The sequence below is a fragment of the Pantoea sp. ME81 genome, from assembly GCF_903970985.1.
Classification (GTDB): domain Bacteria; phylum Pseudomonadota; class Gammaproteobacteria; order Enterobacterales; family Enterobacteriaceae; genus Pantoea; species Pantoea communis.
This window is the reverse complement of the sequence record NZ_CAJCKS010000058.1, coordinates 1-19,861: the sequence shown is the minus strand read 5'-3', so window position 1 is coordinate 19,861 and position 19,861 is coordinate 1. Positions and strand designations below refer to the sequence as shown.

Annotated in this window: 18 protein-coding genes; 10 read left to right on the top strand and 8 right to left on the bottom strand. The window is 52.2% G+C overall.

Annotated features, from left to right (window positions below):
• The 6 genes from H7A81_RS12730 to H7A81_RS12705 all read right to left on the bottom strand — a co-directional run bounded on the left by H7A81_RS12730 (window position 1) and on the right by H7A81_RS12705 (window position 6,418).
• Window positions 1–330 carry a cytochrome o ubiquinol oxidase subunit IV gene (locus H7A81_RS12730; RefSeq protein WP_034828092.1) on the bottom strand — a complete coding sequence of 110 codons (330 nt, stop codon included), beginning with the start codon at window positions 328–330 and terminating at the stop codon, window positions 1–3.
• Complete coding sequence (locus tag H7A81_RS12725; RefSeq protein ID WP_038648564.1) at window positions 330–944, bottom strand: cytochrome o ubiquinol oxidase subunit III; 615 nt, start codon at window positions 942–944, stop codon at window positions 330–332. Before H7A81_RS12725 ends, H7A81_RS12730 begins: the two co-directional genes overlap by 1 nt.
• Entirely contained in the window at window positions 944–2,926 is a 1,983-nt protein-coding gene (gene cyoB, locus H7A81_RS12720) for a cytochrome o ubiquinol oxidase subunit I (protein WP_034828096.1), read from the bottom strand. Before cyoB ends, H7A81_RS12725 begins: the two co-directional genes overlap by 1 nt.
• A 4-nt stretch (window positions 2,927–2,930) precedes the next feature.
• A complete protein-coding gene (gene cyoA / locus H7A81_RS12715) occupies window positions 2,931–3,857 on the bottom strand; it encodes a cytochrome o ubiquinol oxidase subunit II (RefSeq protein WP_034828097.1) in 927 nt (308 codons plus the stop codon).
• A 440-nt stretch (window positions 3,858–4,297) separates the two neighbouring features.
• The gene (ampG, locus tag H7A81_RS12710; RefSeq protein ID WP_182057679.1) at window positions 4,298–5,785 is read right to left on the bottom strand and encodes a muropeptide MFS transporter AmpG; all 1,488 of its coding nucleotides are present in this window, start codon (window positions 5,783–5,785) and stop codon (window positions 4,298–4,300) included.
• Window positions 5,786–5,839: 54 nt separating this feature from the next.
• Window positions 5,840–6,418 carry a lipoprotein gene (locus tag H7A81_RS12705; protein ID WP_034828101.1) on the bottom strand — a complete coding sequence of 193 codons (579 nt, stop codon included), beginning with the start codon at window positions 6,416–6,418 and terminating at the stop codon, window positions 5,840–5,842.
• Window positions 6,419–6,685: 267 nt separating this feature from the next.
• Here H7A81_RS12705 and bolA point away from each other — a divergent pair, with 267 nt between their 5' ends.
• The 9 genes from bolA (at window position 6,686) to H7A81_RS12660 (ending at window position 17,070) form a co-directional block, all read left to right on the top strand.
• The gene (gene bolA, locus H7A81_RS12700; RefSeq protein ID WP_034828103.1) at window positions 6,686–7,000 is read left to right on the top strand and encodes a transcriptional regulator BolA; all 315 of its coding nucleotides are present in this window, start codon (window positions 6,686–6,688) and stop codon (window positions 6,998–7,000) included.
• Window positions 7,001–7,301: 301 nt separating this feature from the next.
• Entirely contained in the window at window positions 7,302–8,606 is a 1,305-nt protein-coding gene (tig, locus tag H7A81_RS12695; RefSeq protein ID WP_045833927.1) for a trigger factor, read from the top strand.
• Between the two features lie 336 nt (window positions 8,607–8,942).
• Complete coding sequence (clpP, locus tag H7A81_RS12690; protein ID WP_008103933.1) at window positions 8,943–9,566, top strand: ATP-dependent Clp endopeptidase proteolytic subunit ClpP; 624 nt, start codon at window positions 8,943–8,945, stop codon at window positions 9,564–9,566.
• A gap of 127 nt (window positions 9,567–9,693) precedes the next feature.
• A complete protein-coding gene (gene clpX / locus H7A81_RS12685) occupies window positions 9,694–10,965 on the top strand; it encodes an ATP-dependent protease ATP-binding subunit ClpX (RefSeq protein ID WP_182057678.1) in 1,272 nt (423 codons plus the stop codon).
• Window positions 10,966–11,151: 186 nt separating this feature from the next.
• Window positions 11,152–13,506 (top strand): endopeptidase La, encoded by a 2,355-nt coding sequence (gene lon, locus H7A81_RS12680; protein WP_034828111.1) that lies wholly within the window; start codon window positions 11,152–11,154, stop codon window positions 13,504–13,506.
• Between the two features lie 213 nt (window positions 13,507–13,719).
• On the top strand, window positions 13,720–13,992 hold the full coding sequence (hupB, locus tag H7A81_RS12675; RefSeq protein ID WP_034828113.1) for a nucleoid-associated protein HU-beta: 273 nt from the start codon (window positions 13,720–13,722) through the stop codon (window positions 13,990–13,992).
• Window positions 13,993–14,229: 237 nt separating this feature from the next.
• Window positions 14,230–16,098, top strand: a complete 1,869-nt coding sequence (gene ppiD, locus H7A81_RS12670) for a peptidylprolyl isomerase (RefSeq protein ID WP_166933784.1) — start codon at window positions 14,230–14,232, stop codon at window positions 16,096–16,098.
• 139 nt (window positions 16,099–16,237) lie between these two features.
• Entirely contained in the window at window positions 16,238–16,561 is a 324-nt protein-coding gene (locus H7A81_RS12665) for a ComEA family DNA-binding protein (RefSeq protein WP_034828115.1), read from the top strand.
• Between the two features lie 101 nt (window positions 16,562–16,662).
• On the top strand, window positions 16,663–17,070 hold the full coding sequence (locus H7A81_RS12660; RefSeq protein WP_058962233.1) for a thioesterase family protein: 408 nt from the start codon (window positions 16,663–16,665) through the stop codon (window positions 17,068–17,070).
• Between the two features lie 182 nt (window positions 17,071–17,252).
• Here H7A81_RS12660 and queC read toward each other — a convergent pair whose 3' ends face one another.
• Both queC and H7A81_RS12650 read right to left on the bottom strand, forming a co-directional pair.
• The gene (queC, locus tag H7A81_RS12655) at window positions 17,253–17,948 is read right to left on the bottom strand and encodes a 7-cyano-7-deazaguanine synthase QueC (RefSeq protein WP_058962234.1); all 696 of its coding nucleotides are present in this window, start codon (window positions 17,946–17,948) and stop codon (window positions 17,253–17,255) included.
• A 26-nt stretch (window positions 17,949–17,974) separates the two neighbouring features.
• Window positions 17,975–19,690, bottom strand: coding sequence for an SgrR family transcriptional regulator (locus H7A81_RS12650; protein ID WP_182057677.1), 1,716 nt, complete (start codon window positions 19,688–19,690; stop codon window positions 17,975–17,977).
• A 93-nt stretch (window positions 19,691–19,783) separates the two neighbouring features.
• Here H7A81_RS12650 and H7A81_RS27660 point away from each other — a divergent pair.
• Window positions 19,784–19,861 (top strand): hypothetical protein (locus tag H7A81_RS27660; RefSeq protein ID WP_255478960.1); only part of this gene is annotated, 78 nt, incomplete at its 3' end.

Here is a 19,861-nt window from a genome sequence, read left to right as displayed (position 1 = left end):
TTAGTCGGCCATCATGTTGTAGTTGAGGTTCCACATGATCCACAGTGAGCCGACAACAACAATCAGAATGATGAGTGCTGAGAAGACTATCGCCACCATGTTCCAGCCACCCTCTGACTTGCTGTCTAAGTGCAGGAAGTAGACCAGGTGCACTAACACCTGAACCACCGCACACACCAGAACCACACCCAGAATCGTGCCGTGTGATGCGCCGCCATCCATTACCATCCAGAACGGAATACCGGTCAGGATGATAGAGAGGATGAAGCCGATCATGTAAGACTTCACGCTACCGTGAGAAGCGCCATGTTCGTTAACTGAATGACTCATTACATGGCTCCCATCAGATAGACAACGGTGAATACGCAGATCCAAACCACATCCAGGAAGTGCCAGAACAAGCTCAGGCACATGATGCGGGTGCGGTTGGTTGCAGTCAGACCACGTTTAGAAATCTGGAACATCATCACTGCCATCCAGATCAGGCCAGAGGTCACGTGCAGACCGTGGGTACCGACCAGCGTAAAGAACGCGGACAGGAAACCACTGCGGTCAGGACCGAAGCCTTCCAGGATCAGGTGATGGAATTCATAGATTTCCATGCCGATGAATCCAGCACCAAACAGGAAGGTCAGAGCCAACCAGCTGATGACTGAACCTTTGTTCTGGTTGTTCATCGCGATCACTGCCATTCCATAAGTAATGGAGCTGAGCAGCAGCAGCGCGGTTTCAACCAGCACAAACGGCAGTTCAAAGATGTCTTTACCTGCCGGACCACCGGCAGTGTTATTGACCATAACTGCATAGGTCGCAAACAGGGTTGCGAAGATAATGCAGTCACTCATCAGGTAGATCCAGAAGCCAAAGACTTTATTGGCTCCTGCATCGTGATGCCCATGCTCCGCATGGGCGTCGTGGTGGTGTTTTGCAGTTTCAGTTGACATTATTTCAGACCTGCTTTGCTGATTTCGTCAAAGTGCTTCTTCTCGATCTGCTCGACTTCAGCAACCGGAACGTAGTAATCCACGTCTTCATCGAAGCTCTTCACAATCCAGGTCACAATTGTGGCCAGGAAGGTAAGGCCAGCCAGCCACCAGATATGCCAGATCATCGCGAAACCAAACACAGTCATGAAGGCTGCGATAATCAGGGCTGCGCCGCTGTTTTTCGGCATATGAATTTCTTCATATTTTTCTGGTTGCTTATAGGCTTCGCCTTTCTCTTTCATTTCCCAGAACGCATCGCGCTCGTGGATTTCAGGGATAACAGCAAAGTTATAGAACGGAGGCGGTGAAGAGGTTGCCCACTCCAGCGTACGACCACCCCACGGGTCACCGGTCAGATCGCGGTTCTGGTCGCGGTCACGCACAGAAACGTAGAACTGAGTCAGCTGGCACAGGATACCGCATGCAATCAGTGCCGCACCGCCTGCTGCAACAACCAGCAGTGAGTGGAACTGAGGATCGATGTCCTGGCTGATACGACGGGTCATACCCATGAAGCCCAGTGCGTACAGCGGCATGAAGGCAACGAAGAAACCAATGATCCAGAACCAGAATGCACGGATACCCCATTTTTCGTTCAGGGTGAAGCCGAATGCTTTCGGGAACCAGTAGGTCACGCCAGCCATACAACCGAACACCACACCACCGATAATCACGTTATGGAAGTGTGCAATCAGGAACAAGCTGTTGTGCAGAATGAAGTCCGCACCTGGAACGGCCAGCAGAACACCGGTCATACCACCAATAGAGAAGGTGACCAGGAAGCCGATTGTCCACAGCATCGCTGAGTGGAACTCAACGCGACCCTGATACATGGTGAACAGCCAGTTGAAGATTTTCACGCCGGTCGGAATGGCGATGATCATCGTCATAATACCGAAGAAGGCGTTAACGTTGGCGCCGGCACCCATGGTGAAGAAGTGGTGCAGCCAAACGATGAACGACAGAACGGTAATTGCGATGGTCGCCCACACCAGAGAGGTGTAACCGAACAGACGCTTTTTGGAGAAGGTTGCAGTGACTTCCGCGAACACACCGAATACCGGCAGAACGAGGATGTATACTTCCGGGTGACCCCAGACCCAAATCAGGTTGACATACATCATCATGTTACCGCCCATTTCATTGGTGAAGAAATGGAAGCCGAGGTAACGGTCAAGCGTCAACAGTGCCAGCGTGACGGTCAGAACCGGGAACGCAGCGATGATCAGGACGTTGGTACACAGTGATGCCCAGGTGAATACTGGCATCTTGAACAGGTCCATACCCGGTGCACGCATCTTCAGAATGGTCACGAAGAAGTTGATACCGGTCAGTGTCGTACCGATACCGGATAGCTGGAGACTCCAGATCCAATAATCGACCCCGACGCCAGGACTGTATTCCGCGCCCGAAAGCGGTGGATAAGCCAACCAGCCAGTCTGTGCGAACTCGCCCACACCCAGAGAAATGTTCACCAGGATCACACCGATCGCGGTAAACCAGAAACTCAGGTTGTTCAGGAACGGGAAGGCAACGTCACGTGCACCGATTTGCAGCGGTACCGCGATGTTCATCAGACCTACCACGAAAGGCATCGCCACGAAGAAGATCATGATCACGCCGTGCGCGGTGAAGATCTGGTCGTAGTGGTGCGGTGGTAATATGCCGGCTTCACCTGCGGAAGCCATCACTTGTTGGGTACGCATCATTACTGCATCGGCAAAGCCGCGCAGCAGCATGACGAAAGCCATGATGATGTACATGATACCCAGTTTTTTGTGGTCAATGGAGGTGAACCATTCTGACCACAGGTATTGCCACTTACCAAAATAAGTAATCGCGGCAACCAGTGCCAGACCACCTAAGATGATTGCGGCTACCGTTACCACGATAATGGGTTCGTGGTATGGCACTGCATCCAGTGTTAATTTTCCGAACATCGTATTATTCCTCGGCTCCCGCAGCAGCGGCGTGATTCATGTCCATGCCTTTGTGCTCTGGCATGTCCATCTTCCCGTGGCTCATCATGAACTTATCAATAACCTGCTTGAACAGTTCTGGATTCGCAGTTGAGAAATATTCCACCGGGTGATTTTCGCTTGGCGCAGCCAGTTTCTCGAAATCATCCATGGTGGTCAGCGCGTTAGGTGCTGCTTTAACTTTAGCCACCCACTGCTGGAATTCCGCATCGTCTTTGGTTGCAATGGCTTTGAACTTCATGCCAGAGAAACCGCGACCACTGAAGTTCGCAGAGATACCGTCGAATGTTCCTGGCTCATTGGCGATCAGGTGCAGTTTAGTCTGCATGCCCGCCATGGCGTAGATCTGGCTACCGAGCGTAGGAATAAAGAAGGAGTTCATTACGGAGTTGGAGGTGATCTTGAAGTTCACCGGAGTATTTGCCGGGAAGGCAATCTGGTTCACGGTTGCAATACCCTGTTCCGGGTAGATAAACAGCCATTTCCAGTCCAGCGCAACCACATCGATCTCAACCGGCTTCACATCAGAGACCAGCGGTTTGCTTGGCTCAAGTGCGTGGGTTGATTTCCAGGTCAGCACGCCGAGGAAGATAATGATCAGGATTGGAATCGTCCAGACCACGGCTTCCACTTTGTTAGAGTGTGACCAGTTAGGGCTATAAGTCGCATTAGTATTGGTTGCCCGATATTTCCAGGCAAAGAATACTGCCATGAAGACTGCCGGGATAACCACGATCATCATCAAGCCAAAAGCTGTCAGAATCAGCGAACGTTGCTCCAGTGCAATCTGTCCTTTGGGATTTAACAACGCACTATCGCAGCCACTGAGTAATACAGCGCCTGCAATTAATGACAAAATCCCCAAACTTTTATTGTATTTCCTGAGTCTCATTTAACGACCTCAATGACAAAGGGCTCTATTGTCGTTTAAGTGTGCGCGCATTTTACGGGAAGGTTTATGCAGTGTAAACCAGCTTAAGGATGTGTCAGAAGGCTGTTGACACCTTTTGCTAAGGGTGTCACAGATGTTGCGCAGGGTGACAAATTATTAATTGCGACAAGCAGTTGGCATCAATATAACAAAAAACAATGATAGAAACCGCAGAAAAATCAGGGAAAGCATAAACCGTACTATTAATGCTCATTTATTTAACAATTGTGTAGCATTTGGGTGATGAGTTTTCTACAAAGTAATTGCGCACCGGATTTAAATATAATCCAGGGTTGTTAATTTAATGTTTCTTTTTCGCGATGAAAAAAATGCTATTCGTTAAAATGAGTTCGTTGTTATTTTTTTAGCCAAATATTTAGCCGCTGGCAAATTATCATTACTTAACTCAGATTTTTTCCCGGCATTTTTCTTAATGCCAGACAATCCAGAATCACACCTAGCGCCACGGCCACCAGCGCCAGTGCCATGCCCATCTCAAAAAGTGGTGTCAGCAGCGCATTGACATGCCAGACGCCCGCTGCATTCAGGGCTAGCATCACCAACCAGAGTGCCAGCAGGCCACTTCCGAAGCTGAACAGACGCACTGTCCAGCGATAGCCCTGCGGCCAGCGGGTTCGTATCATAAACTCTCCGCTCTGCTGAATGGCTTGCAGGGTGCTGCGGCTAATCCACAGCAGCAATAAACCGGGCACGCCTGCAAACACGGTGAAAGCATAGAAGGTCGGCCAGCCCCACAGCTCGACCAGCCATCCCGCTGCGGGTCCGACGTAAACACGCCCGACGGCGGAAAGGGCAGAGAGCAGCGCGAACTGCGTTGCGGAAAACGACTTATTGCACAATGTCATCAGCAGCGCCACAAACGCGGCGGTGCCCATCCCCCCACAAAGATTTTCTATGAACACTGCGCTCGCCATGCTCCATAAATGAGGCGGCGTCACGGCCAATAGCCAGTAAGCGAAGTTGGAAACGGCCTGAAGAATGCCGAAAATCATCAGGGCACGGAACAGGCTCAGGCGTTGCATCAGCACACCGCCGTACAGCGCACCAATGATGGTTGCCAGCAATCCCAGCGTTTTATTCACCAGTCCGACATCGCCGGCGCTGAAACCTACGCCGCGAATCAGGAAGGTGGTGGTGAGCGACGCAGCAAAAGCATCACCCAGCTTATAAAGGATGATTAAGGTGATCAGCAGCCAGGCATTGTTACGCAGGAAGAAGTCTTTGAGCGGGAACGAAACGGCCTGACGCAGGGTGTGCGGCTCACGCGCGGGTGCTGCGGGCTCTTTGGCCAGCAATGTCGCAATCAAACCTGGCAACATCAACAGTGCCATTAACCAGTAAGTCGCCTGCCACCCCAGGTAACGATCGGCCAGCCACAGCGCCAGACCGCCTGAAATCAGCATCGCCAGGCGATAACCCAACACAGTAATCGCGGCTCCGCTGCCCCGTTCTTCTGGCGGTAGCACATCGGTTTTCCAGGCATCAAACACGATATCCTGCGATGCAGAACAGAAGGCAACCAGCACGGCCAGGGCAGCCAGCAGCGTCAGATCGCGCGAAGGCTGCATAAAGCCCATGGCGATAATACCGGCGATCAGTGCGAGTTGAGTGACCAGTAACCAGCCACGGCGACGGCCAAGAAACGGCGGGGTATAGCGATCCATCATCGGCGACCACAGGAACTTAAATACATAAGCCTGGCCGACAAGGGAGAAGAAACCGATGGTTTTCAGATCGACATTCTCTACGGTCATCCACGCCTGTAGGGTCCCGGCCGTGAGTGCTAAAGGCAGTCCGGAAGCAAAACCGAGCAGCAGTAATACGGCTGCATTACGTTGGGTGAAAATGCGCAGATAGTGAGAAGTCATAACCAACCTGAAATGATGCCCGGCCAAAGATGACCGGGCAGAATAGCTGAGGAATTAGCGGGCGTTCTGTTTAATGAATTCGTGAACGCTGGTGTCCTGCGCCATATCAGCAATCACGTCACTCAGGGTTGAGTTAACCGCGTTGGTGATCTTCGCGTTAGTGGCGGTAAATGCGCCTTCTACGCTGTAAGTCTGACGATAGTTTTTAACCTGCTTGTTGCCGTTTTTCGCGGTCGCGATGATGGAAATGTCAGCCTTGGTGGTAATGCTGTAACGCACGTTACCTTGTGTCACATCCGCGTAAAGACCATTGACGACAATCTGCAGGTCAACCGCACCGTTTGGTCCGATCATGTAACCGCGTGCTGTCATCTGCTTCTCCAGCACTTCCTGCAACAGGAAACGCAGATCACGCGATGGGGTCAAGGTGACTAACTGGCCGTCACGATTCACTTTTGCCAGAGCCTGATCGGAACGCTGATCGGCACCGTTAACGCTGATGGTCGCACCCATCAGACCTGGATCTTGCTGTGGCAGCTGGATCTTAGGCTGAATGTTCAGGGTGGTGTTATTGCTGGCGCAGCCGGCCAAAATAAATGCAGCCAGCAGAGGGAATAACAGTTTTTTCAACATACTCATTCTCGTTAGCATATGGGTTGGTTTGCAAAACTGCGGCCATCATAGCATTGCGCGACGGCGAAAAAAGCCCCGTGCCAGTGGAAATTGATTGTAAAGGCTTTTTTCGGACAGACGGTCATGCAACAGCGTTGACCTGAAGAATAAGCCCGTTAAGATGCGCAGCAGATCAGGAATTATTTCCGACGCGCCTGCGGGTTGGGCAAAAAACCTACTAATATTTAAACAGATGGGCACAGCGCTCGCCGTTGAGGAGTGTTAACAATGATTCGCGAACAAATAGAAGAAAAGCTGCGTAAGGCGTTTGAACCTGCACATCTCGAAGTGCATGATGAAAGCTATCGTCATAACGTGCCCGCTGGTTCTGAAAGCCACTTTAAAGTGGTGATTGTCAGCGATGTGTTTACCGGCCAGCGATTCCTGCAGCGTCATCGCGCCATTTATGGCGAATTGACCGAAGAGTTAGCAGGGAGCGTGCACGCACTGGCACTACACACTTACACGCAAAAAGAGTGGGATGGCTTGCAAGATACCGTGCTGGCGTCACCGAACTGTCGTGGAGCGGGTACCCTCGCCTAAGTTCACACTTCATCCTCTCTCAAAACGGCCTGCGGGCCGTTTTCTTTTCATCTATTACCCTCAAACGCGATCCATGGCGCAAAAAAGCAGCAAAACCGCTAAAAAGTGGTGAGTTTGCAGCCTCGACTCATTCCAGCGATGCCGCTATAATGCGGCGTCTATTTTTCCGGAATGTCTTCGGGACGCTTCTGGTGACAGGGATTAGGTTCTGCCTGCAGAGGCCGTCCCGATTGTTGGATACGGCGCATTTAATGTGTGGTGTCTGAAGTTGACCGAGCACGTGATTTTTTGAGGTAACAAGATGACAGTTTCAGTAGAAACCACTCAGGGTCTGGGCCGTCGCATTTCGATTACTGTTGCAGCTGACAGCATCGAAAGCGCAGTGAAGAAAGAACTGGTGGAAGTGGCTAAGAAAGTCCGTATCGACGGTTTCCGTAAAGGCAAAGTGCCGGCAAACATCATTTCTCAGCGCTACGGTGCTTCTGTTCGCCAGGACGTGCTGGGCGAGCTGATGACGCGCAACTTCGTTGACGCCATCATCAAAGAGAAAATCAACCCAGCTGGCGCACCAAACTACGTGCCAGGTGAGTACAAAGAAGGTGAAGATTTCACCTACGCGGTTGAGTTCGAAGTGTATCCTGAAGTTGAGCTGAAAGGCCTGGATGCTATCGAAGTCGAGAAGCCAGTGGTTGAAGTCACCGATGCTGACGTTGATACCATGCTGGAAACCCTGCAGAAGCAGCAGGCGACCTGGAAAGAGAGCGATGCAGCAGCGACTGCTGAAGATCGCGCAACCATCGACTTCTCCGGTTCAGTAGACGGCGAAGAGTTCGAAGGCGGCAAAGCGTCTGACTTCGTACTGGCGATGGGCCAGGGTCGTATGATCCCAGGCTTCGAAGAAGGTGTTGTTGGCCACAAAGCGGGCGAAACCTTCACTATCGACGTGAAATTCCCGGACGATTACCACGCTGAAACCCTGAAAGGGAAAGACGCGAAGTTCGAAATCGTGCTGAAAAAAGTGGAAACTCGCGAGCTGCCAGAACTGACTGAAGAGTTCATCAAGCGCTTTGGCGTTGAAGATGGTTCCGTTGCCGGTCTGCGTGCAGAAGTGCGTAAGAACATGGATCGCGAGCTGAAAGGCGCTATCCGTAACCGCGTGAAATCTCAGGCGATTGATGGTCTGGTTGAAGCTAACGACATCGACGTGCCAGTGGCGTTGATCGACAGCGAAATCGACGTGCTGCGCCGTCAGGCTGCTCAGCGTTTTGGTGGCAACGAGAAGCAAGCTTTCGAGCTGCCACGTGAGCTGTTCGAAGAGCAGGCTAAACGTCGCGTTGTTGTTGGTCTGCTGCTGGGCGAAGTGATTCGCATCAACGAGCTGAAAGCAGACGAAGATCGCGTTAAAGCGCTGATCGAAGAGATGGCTTCTGCGTACGAAGATCCGCAGGAAGTGATCGAGTTCTACAGCAAGAACAACGAGCTGATGAACAACATGCGCAACGTTGCACTGGAAGAGCAGGCTGTTGAAGCGGTTCTGGCGAAAGCCAAAGTGACCGATAAAGCAACCAACTTCCAGGAACTGATGAACCAGACCTCAGCGGCCTGATTCGTTAGTTAACCGAAAGTGCGAAGCCCGCGACTGAAAAGTCGCGGGCTTTTTCGTTTTAAGGCGCTAACCGCACAGATTTGTCCTCTATTTGCCTAATTAATCGGCAAATTGTTCGCTAAGCTCTTTTTCCGTGTTAGCGAATGGGCAAAAGGTTGTTATGCTTGAAACAACTGGGCAGCATCCCCAGATACAGGGAGAATGCATGAAAACAGTGAGACTGGCTGATTAACCGTCCTGTTATGTCGGAGTGAGAAGGCAGCGCATAGTTTTCCCGACGCGCCTCACGTAATATCGGTACAGAATGTTGCCAATGAAATTTATCAGGAGACGGTAATGTCATACAGTGGCGATCGTGAATTTACTGCACCGCACATGGCGCTGGTGCCAATGGTGGTCGAACAAACCTCGCGCGGCGAGCGTTCATACGACATTTACTCCCGCCTGCTCAAAGAGCGTGTGATCTTCCTGACCGGCCAGGTTGAAGATCATATGGCCAACCTGATCGTGGCGCAGATGCTGTTTCTGGAAGCTGAGAATCCTGAAAAAGACATTTATCTCTACATTAACTCGCCAGGCGGCGTGATTACTGCCGGGATGTCGATTTATGACACTATGAAATTTATCAAGCCGGACGTCAGCACCATTTGTATGGGTCAGGCTTGTTCGATGGGTGCGTTCCTGCTGACTGCAGGTACTAAAGGTAAGCGCTTCTGCCTGCCGAATTCCCGCGTCATGATTCACCAGCCGCTGGGCGGTTATCAGGGCCAGGCGACGGATATTGAAATCCATGCGCGTGAAATTCTGAAAGTGAAGCAGCGTATGAATGAGTTGATGGCTGAACATACCGGCAAATCACTGGAAGAGATCGAACGCGACACTGAGCGCGATCGTTTCCTCTCTGCCAGCGAAGCGGTAGAGTATGGCTTAGTCGACTCCATTCTGACGCATCGCCAATAAGACACATCTGGCTGCCCCTTACGCTATAGTTAACGGGGCAGCACGATGAGTTGCATGAATATCGGCCGTTGATGTGCGGCCAGTGCCGTACACCAAATTGGGTCTGAGAACGAAAAGAGGTTAGCTGATGACAGATAAGCGCAAAGACGGTTCAGGTAAGTTGCTGTACTGCTCTTTCTGCGGCAAAAGCCAGCATGAAGTCCGTAAGCTGATTGCCGGGCCGTCAGTGTATATTTGCGACGAATGTGTTGATTTATGCAACGACATCATTCGCGAAGAGATTAAAGAAGTGGCTCCGCACCGTGAGCGCAGTGCACTGCCGACACCGCATGAAATCCGTCGTCATTTAGATGATTACGTCATCGGTCAGGAAAGGGCGAAAAAAGTGCTGGCGGTAGCGGTCTATAACCACTACAAACGTCTGCGCAACGGCGATACCAGTAATGGAATCGAACTGGGCAAAAGTAACATTCTGCTGATCGGTCCAACCGGTAGCGGTAAAACCTTGCTGGCTGAAACCCTGGCGCGTTTGCTGGATGTTCCGTTCACCATGGCGGATGCCACCACCCTGACCGAAGCCGGTTATGTGGGTGAGGATGTGGAAAACATCATCCAGAAATTGCTGCAGAAGTGTGATTACGATGTGCAGAAAGCACAGCGCGGTATCGTTTATATCGATGAAATCGATAAGATTTCTCGTAAGTCAGATAACCCGTCAATCACGCGTGACGTTTCCGGTGAAGGCGTACAGCAGGCGTTGCTGAAGCTTATCGAAGGGACCGTTGCCGCGGTTCCGCCGCAGGGTGGACGTAAGCATCCACAGCAGGAGTTCCTGCAGGTTGATACGTCTAAGATCCTGTTCATTTGTGGTGGTGCTTTTGCTGGCCTCGACAAAGTGATTTCCCAGCGCGTGGAAACCGGATCCGGTATCGGCTTCGGCGCTACGGTGAAAGGTAAATCGCAAAAAGCCAGCGAAGGCGAGTTGCTGTCGCAGGTTGAGCCAGAAGATCTGATCAAATTTGGTCTGATTCCAGAATTCATTGGTCGTCTGCCGGTGGTGGCGACGCTGAGTGAATTGAGTGAAGAAGCCCTGATTCAGATTCTGCGCGAACCGAAGAATGCGTTGACCAAACAGTACCAGGCTCTGTTTAACCTTGAAGGTGTGGAGTTGGAGTTCCGTGATGAAGCGCTGACGGCGATCGCTAAGAAAGCGATGTCACGCAAAACCGGCGCGCGTGGTCTGCGTTCTATCGTAGAAGGTGCGCTGCTGGAAACCATGTACGATCTGCCATCGATGGATGACGTGGAAAAAGTGGTGATTGATGAGTCAGTGATTGACGGTCAATCCGAGCCGATGTTGATTTATGGTAAGCACGAAGCTCAGGCTTCTGGCGAATAAATAAACAATCTAACCATGTTGTTATCTTAAAAAAGGGGAAAATGTTTCCCCTTTTGTTTTTCTCTCTCCCCTGACATTGAATGTCGACCAAGCATCCCCATATACTCAATATCCTGTGGGTTGAACTGCAAACTTCTTTTACGCGGTACCCATCACCTGGCGGACATTAAACTAAGAGAGAGCTCTATGAATCCTGAGCGTTCTGAACGCATTGAAATCCCCGTGTTGCCTTTGCGCGACGTGGTGGTTTATCCGCACATGGTAATTCCGTTGTTTGTTGGTCGGGAAAAATCGATTCGTTGCCTCGAAGCGGCAATGGATCATGACAAGAAGATCATGCTGGTTGCCCAGAAAGAGGCTTCAACGGATGAACCTGGTATTAACGATCTCTTCTCTGTAGGGACCGTCGCTTCCGTATTGCAGATGCTCAAGCTGCCCGATGGCACGGTGAAAGTGCTGGTTGAAGGCTTGCAGCGTGCGCACATCACCACACTGGCCGACAATGGCGACCATTTTGTTGCCCAGGCCGAATACCTGATCTCGCCAGAAATTGAAGAGCGTGAGCAGGAAGTGCTGGTGCGTACGGCGATTAATCAGTTTGAAGGCTACATCAAACTGAATAAAAAAATTCCTCCTGAGGTTTTGACCTCACTGAACAGCATCGACGATGCGGCGCGTCTCGCCGACACCGTGGCAGCGCATATGCCGCTGAAGCTGGCTGATAAGCAGTCAGTGCTGGAAATGTCCGACATCAACGAACGTCTTGAATATCTGATGGCGATGATGGAATCCGAAATCGATCTGCTGCAGGTTGAGAAGCGCATTCGCAATCGCGTGAAAAAGCAGATGGAGAAAAGCCAGCGTGAGTACTATCTGAATGAGCAAATGAAAGCCATTCAGAAAGAGCTGGGCGAGATGGATGATGCGCCGGACGAATACGAAGCGCTGAAACGTAAAATTGAAGCGGCAAAAATGCCGACTGAAGCGCGCGAAAAAGCCGAAGCAGAACTGCAGAAGCTGAAAATGATGTCGCCGATGTCTGCAGAAGCCACCGTGGTACGCGGTTATATCGACTGGATGGTTCAGGTTCCGTGGGTCGCGCGCAGCAAAGTGAAAAAAGACCTGCTGAAGGCGCAGGAAACGCTGGATACCGATCATTACGGTCTGGAACGCGTGAAAGACCGCATTCTTGAGTATCTTGCGGTGCAGAGTCGTGTTAGCAAAATTAAGGGCCCAATTCTGTGCCTCGTCGGACCGCCAGGCGTGGGTAAAACCTCGCTGGGTCAGTCGATCGCGAAAGCCACCGGCCGTAAATATGTGCGTATGGCGTTGGGCGGTGTACGTGATGAAGCGGAAATCCGTGGACATCGCCGTACTTACATCGGTTCTATGCCGGGCAAACTGATCCAGAAAATGGCGAAAGTTGGCGTGAAGAACCCGCTGTTCCTGCTGGATGAGATCGATAAGATGTCGTCCGATATGCGTGGCGATCCGGCTTCGGCACTGCTGGAAGTGCTGGATCCAGAGCAGAACATTGCGTTCAACGATCACTATCTGGAAGTGGATTACGATCTCTCCGATGTGATGTTTGTGGCGACCTCTAACTCCATGAACATCCCGGCACCGCTGCTGGATCGTATGGAAGTGATTCGTCTCTCGGGTTATACCGAAGATGAAAAACTGAATATCGCCAAACAGCACTTACTGCCGAAACAGATTGAGCGTAATGCACTGAAAGAAAAAGAGATCAGTGTTGACGATAGCGCCATCATCGGCATTATTCGCTACTACACCCGTGAAGCGGGCGTGCGTAGTCTGGAACGTGAACTCTCCAAGCTGTGCCGTAAAGCAGTGAAAACGCTGCTGATGGACAAAAGTAAGAAGAGCATCAAGATTAATGGTGAAAACCTTCACGACTTCCTGGGCGTGCAGCGCTTTGATTATGGTCGAGCGGACACTGAAAACCGCGTAGGTCAGGTCACCGGTCTGGCATGGACTGAAGTGGGGGGCGATCTGCTGACCATTGAAACCGCCTGCGTACCGGGTAAAGGCAAACTGACTTATACCGGCTCACTGGGTGAAGTGATGCAGGAGTCTATCCAGGCGGCGCTGACAGTGGTTCGCGCACGTGCGGAGAAACTCGGCATCAACGGGGATTTCCACGAGAAACGTGACATCCACGTGCACGTGCCGGAAGGGGCAACGCCGAAAGATGGTCCAAGTGCCGGTATAGCCATGTGTACGGCACTGGTTTCTTGTCTGACCGGTAACCCGGTGCGCTCTGATGTGGCGATGACAGGTGAGATCACTCTGCGCGGTCAGGTGTTACCGATTGGTGGTCTGAAAGAGAAGCTGCTGGCCGCGCATCGCGGTGGCATCAAAACCGTGTTAATCCCGGATGAAAATAAGCGCGATCTGGAAGAGATTCCACAGAACGTGATTGCTGATCTGACCATCCATCCTGTGAAGCGTATTGAAGAAGTGCTGAACCTGGCACTGGAAAATGCGCCTTACGGCATGCAGGTTGCGACGGCAAAATAGTGATTAACGGCAAAAACCGTTAAAAAGCGAAGCTGGCAGGCCAAATGGTGCTTGCCAGCTTTTTTTTGTGCCGCTAATTTAGGGGGCTGTTGAATCAACGATTAAGATGAATACCGTTGTTTCAGCTCCACAGGCTTGATATAACTGGCTGCGCGTTCGCACCGGGCGGGAAGCGCGGGTGCGATGTGAATAATAAAAGAGGGGATGAATAGAGTGAATAAGTCACAGTTGATCGACAAAATTGCTGCAGACGCTGACATTTCTAAAGCAGCAGCGGGACGTGTGTTAGATGCATTCATGGGCTCCGTTTCTGACGCGCTGAAAGGCGGTGATGAAGTGGCACTGGTTGGTTTCGGTACTTTCTCTGTACGTGAGCGTGCTGCTCGTACAGGCCGTAACCCGCAAACCGGTAAAGAGATCACCATCCCGGCTGGTAAAGTTCCGGGCTTCCGTGCAGGTAAAGCACTGAAAGACTCAGTCAATTAATGACCGCTGACACATCCATTGAAGCATTTTCTTCTATGGATTGAGGACGAAAAAGCCGTTCTCATGTAACATACGGGCACATCATTTTTGATGTGCCTTTTTTATTCTTGATGCGCGGCGATGGCCACAGGCTATTGTCTCCGCATGGTTGCCAACTGCCAGCCTGAACAGCAGTTGCACGATGATGACATCGTGTCAGAGCTTTACATTCACACTACAGCGGAGTGTTGTCATACCATGATGGACAATTTACGCGCGGCGTCGAATCATGTCGTGCTCAAGATCATTCTGGGATTGATCATCCTGTCTTTCGTACTGACCGGGGTGGGCAACTACCTGATCGGCGGTGGCAGCGATTATGCCGCCAAAGTTAATGGCCATGAAATTAGCCGTGCAGAGCTTGAGCAGGGCTTTAACAACGAGCGTAATCGTCAGCAGCAGATGCTGGGCGATCAATTCTCGCAGCTGGCCAGCAACGAAGGTTACATGCAGCAGATGCGTCAGCAGGCGCTGTCTCAGTTGATTGATCAGGCGTTGCTTGATCAATACATCAAAGATCTGAAGATTGGCATTAGCGATGATCAGATCAAGCAGGCGATCTTCAATCAAAAAGCTTTCCAGACTAACGGCAAGTTTGATAACGCGAAATACAACGGCTTAATCACTCAGATGGGCTTTACGCCGGATCAGTACGCGGCGGCGCTGCGTAAGCAGTTGGCCACTCAGCAGTTGATCAATGCGATCGCTAATACCGATTTCATGCTGAAAGGTGAAACCAGCAAGCTGGTAGACCTGGTCTCGCAGCAGCGTGAAATTCGTCAGGCGGTGATTGATGTTAACGCGCTGGCAGCGAAACAAACGGCCAGTGATGATGAGATCAATCAGTATTACCAGCAGCATCAGAACAGCTTCATGGCACCTGAGCAGTTCCGCGTCAGCTACATCAAAATGGATGCAGCCAGCATGCAGGAAACCGTGAGCGAAGCGGACATTCAGAGTTGGTTCGATCAACACAAAGCTGACTACTCACAGCCGCAGCGCAATCGCTACAGCGTGATTCAGACCAAAACTGAAGCGGATGCCAATGCCGTTCTGGAAGCGCTGAAGAAGGGTGAAGACTTCGCCACGCTGGCAAAAAGCAAATCCATTGACCCAATTTCGGCACGCAAAGGCGGCGATATGGGTTGGCTGGAGCCGGGCACCACGCCGGATGAGCTGAAAAATGCCAACCTGACGCAGAAAGGCCAACTGTCTGGCGTGATCAAATCTTCAGTCGGTTTCCTGGTGGTACGTCTGGATGATATCCAGGCCGAGCAGATTAAGCCGCTGGCTGAGATCCATGACGCCGTTGCTGACAAGGTGAAGCAGGAAAAAGCAGTCGACGCCTTTTACAAGCTGCAGCAGAAAGTCAGTGAAGCGGCCAGCAATGACAACGAGTCGTTGGCGGGTGCTGCACAGGCTTCCGGTTTGAAAGTCACGGAAACCGGCTGGATCACGCGTGATAATGTTCCGGCTGAACTCGATTTCGATCAGGTCAAGCAGGCGATCTTCAACGGTGGACTGGTGGGCCAAAACGGTGCGCCGGGTAATAACTCTGACATCATCAGCGTCGATGGCGATCGTGCATTCGTGCTGCGCATCAGCGAGCACAAGCCTGAGGCCGTTAAACCGCTGGATCAGGTGAAAGCGCAGATTGCCGATACCCTGAAGCATGACAAAGCGACACAGCAGGCTAAAGCTCAGGCCGATAAGCTGCTGGTTGATCTGAAAGCCGGTAAAGAAGATGCGCTGAAAGCGGCAGGCTTGACCCTGAGCGCCAGCAAATCCTTTGATCGTAATGCACAAGATCCGGTTGCGCAGTCTGCCTTTAACTTGCCACAACCCGCGGAGAACAAACCGTCCTGGGGCGTGAGCGAAGATATGCAGGGCAACGTGGTGCTGGTCGCACTGGATAAAGTCAGCCCGGGTAATATGCCGCAGGCGCAGATTGATGAGATGGTGAAAGGCGTGACGCAGAATAACGCACAGATTGCGTTTGAAGCGCTGCTGGAAAACCTGCGCAAAGACGCGAAAATCAAATACGGCGCGGCTGCACAAAACCAGTAAGCCTCACAAAAAATGTGAATCCGCTGCAACACTCAAAGGCCGCTTCTGCGGCCTTTTCCATTTCTGGAATTGCCCTTTTGAGCCTGAAAACACGCTGTGACACTCTGCTGTGGCTGTCAAACACAAGGAGAAACACAGCATGGTGAAATCAACTTTTCGCGCTCTATGTATCACGCTGGCGCTGGGTGGCGCACTCTATACCACCGGACTGTCCGCGGCCGAAAGCCCCAGCGAAACGCAGGCGACGCAAGTATCCTCGCCGCAAGAGGGACAGGTCAGCATCAATCAAGCCAGCGCTGAACAGCTCGCAGCCGCAATGAACGGCATCGGCCTGAAGAAAGCTCAGGCGATTGTCAGTTACCGCGAGCAATATGGTCCGTTTACCGCCATCGATCAGCTTAAGGAAATACCGGGCATCGGCAATGCGCTGGTCGAACGTAACAGCGATCGCCTGAAACTGTGAGGCGGGTCGCGACTTTGAAGGATTGATAAAGCACCCAATCAGGCTGTGCTATGCTCAACAGGTCATACCAGTTGGTATTCACAGTCTGAACAGGAGCAACAATGCAAACCACAATCAAAGTACGCGGCTATCATCTGGACGTTTATCAGCATGTGAACAACGCACGTTATCTCGAATTTCTGGAAGAGGCGCGCTGGCAATGGCTGGAGGATGTCGATGCTTTTCACTGGCTGATGGATCAGAAGCTGGCGTTTGTGGTGGTCAATATCAATATTAACTATCGTCGTCCGGCGGTGCTGGGCGACGTATTACATATTGAGAGCGAAGTGTCACAGTTAAATGGCAAAAGCGGCATTATTTCGCAGCGCGTGCTGCTGGCGGGTGATAACACCGTGGTGGCAGACGCCGCGTTAACTTTCGTCTGCATCGATTTGCGTACGCAAAAAGCGGTACCGATGGAAGGGGAGTTGCGCGACCGTTTGTCGGCATTGATGGTAGAAAGCCATTAACAGCGGAGCGAGCTGGCGTCAGAAACGCCAGCCAGCGAAGCCGGTTAATGAGTTCCAGCTAGTTAAGTAGCCCAATGAGTTACAGCCAGCGAAGCAGCTCAATCAGTTCCTGCTAGCGAATCAGCTAAACCCTCCGAACCAGCTAAGCCGCTCAGTCAGTGCGAGCCACCAATTTAGCGCAATCAGTTAAGGCCGCTTTTTTGTTTCATCGCTGCCATGACGGCTGAAGCATTAGCCTGATAATCCGCCAACCCGCGCGCGCGCAGATGGCAAGCCGCGCATTCACCACAGCCATCGCCTTTCACGCCGTTATAACAGGTCAGGGTTTCCGCCCGCACCAGTGGCAACTGCTGCCAGTAATCGGCCAGCGCCCAGGTTTCCGCTTTATTCAGCCACATCAGTGGTGTTTCGAAGCGAACGTTGCGCGCCATACCGAGACTCACGGCATTGTTGAGCGCTTTAACGAACTCATCACGGCAATCAGGGTAGCCGGAGAAATCTGTTTCGCAGACACCGGTAATCACCGCCTCGGCTTCCACCTGATAGGCGTAGATAGAGGCTAAGGTCAGGAACAGAATATTGCGGCCCGGCACAAAAGTACTTGGCAACCCGCTGGCGTCAGGATCGTAAGTGGGCACTGGAATGTTATCGCGCGTCAGGCTGCTGACTGCCAGCTCATTGAGCAGCGTTACATCCAGTACTTTGTGTGCACGCGCCCCCAGTTTGTGCGCCAGTTCTGCCGCGACTTCAATCTCTTCGCGATGGCGCTGACCATAATCGAAGGTGACACAGTGCACTTCATCATACTGCTGCAGTGCCTGAATCAAGCAGGTGGTGGAATCTTGTCCGCCACTGAATACGACAACGGCTCGTTTCATCTCAATTTCCCCAAAAATCAGTGCGTCTATGGTACTGGCTCGGGCGCGGGCTGAACAGTCCCTGCGGTTGCGGGCGGTGGAATCCAGGCGCGGGTGAAATCAAACCAGCCCAATGTATTGAGCTGGATGCCTTCAACGCCGGGCGGGGCAAACACCTGATAGCGATAGTTAAACAGCGGCAACAGATGTCCGTCACCCATCAGCTGCTGGAACAATTGCTGTGTTAATGCTGCGCGTTGCTCTGGGTCGGGCTGATGGGCGATAGCGATGAGTGGCGCTTGTAGTACCGGGGCACGTAAGGGAGTCCATACGGGATCGTTCTCCAGCCAGTTCACCAGGGTAAACAGCGGCGCATCGCCAATTAAACGGTCACCCATCACCACATCGGCATCGCTCAGGTCGATATCGTCACGCCAGTTTTTCACATCATGAAAAACGCAGGTTAATTCGCAGCCCTGTTGGGCCAGCAAAGGCACCAGCGCCTGCGCCATCACATGCAGTTCGATAGGAAGATGGTAGTGCAGTGTGAGTTTTTCGGGCAGCTTGACGGTGGTCATCCCGGCAGAGGGAACGGGCCAACCGGGCAGCAACTCCTTGCTCGCGGTAATCAAGCCTTCATCCAACGGTAACTGCTGAATCACGCCACTGTGTTGTATTAATGCAATCAGTGTTGTTGCCTGAGCAGCAGTGAAACTGGCGGAAATGCGCGGTGCCAGATAACAGAAGCCGAGGCTGATGCTGTGATCGACCGGGCGCAATGCGTCCAGCTCGTCAGGATCACCAATGGCGATTTGCACCGGGTGGCGACAGCTGGTGCCGAGACCATGGGCAAACAGCTGTGGAGTAATCCAGTATTCCACCAGCTGAATCAGCGGTCGTTGCAGATGCCAGCGGGCATGACTTTCCAGGCGAACCAGCTCATCGGTGAAATGGGTCAGCTTCCAGGGGCCACTGCCTATATCCACTGCATCAGGATGTGGCAGCAGGCAGTATTGATGTGCCAGACGCTGCGGCAGCCAGTAGTCGCTCTGACGCAATTGAATACGCAGAGCCAGCGGATGTGGCGCCTCGATGCGTTCGATAGAGGCCAGCAGGCGACTGCCGCGCACGGTTTGCATAATCTGCTGTAACTGAGCAACCAGCTGCGCAGCTTGAATTGGCTCATCGTTGTGCCAGCTGAGCTGAGGTCGTAACCAGAAATACCAGTCACAGCCGCTGCCATCATGTTGCCAGTGATGCGCAAGATCACCTTCTACATCGTCGCCATTAAAGCGCGTCAGGCCAGAGAAAATCTGCCGTACCAGGTGCTGCTCAGCCCTTCCGGTTAGACGCAGCGGCCGCAGCGGCTCCATCGCGCGATAATAGGGAATGCGCAGCACCGGTGCCTGGTTCTGCCATTGGCCGCCCATCAGCGGCCGCAGCATTTTCACCAGCCGCTCAGGATGAAGATCCAGTACCTGCAACGCTTGTATCGCTTCGCCCGCTTCCAGTTGCTGGGTTAGCAGCTGCTGGCGAAGTTGTTCAGGTGAGATCAGAAATGTCAGTTCGCCTTGTTTTCCGCGACCGGACTCGCCGCGCCAGTGCAGCCAGCCTGCATCCTGCCACTGGCGTAATAAGGTACGTACATGGCGCTCACTGCAAAAACAGTGTTGTGCCATGGCGGCTACGCTCAAACGCAGAGGCTCGCCCTGGCTGAGTTGCCACAGGCGCTGAAATTGATTAACCCGATGAAGTTGGCGCATGGCTAAACCCGGAACAGTTTCCTGAAAGTATTCACTATTAGTTCCGTAATTACCAGGCGATAGTAGATTCCTCACTCAGACAGGAGACATTGCATGGCTCGCCTCGCGGCATTTGATATGGATGGCACGTTGTTACTGCCGACGCATCGGTTAGGGAATGAAACCATCGAC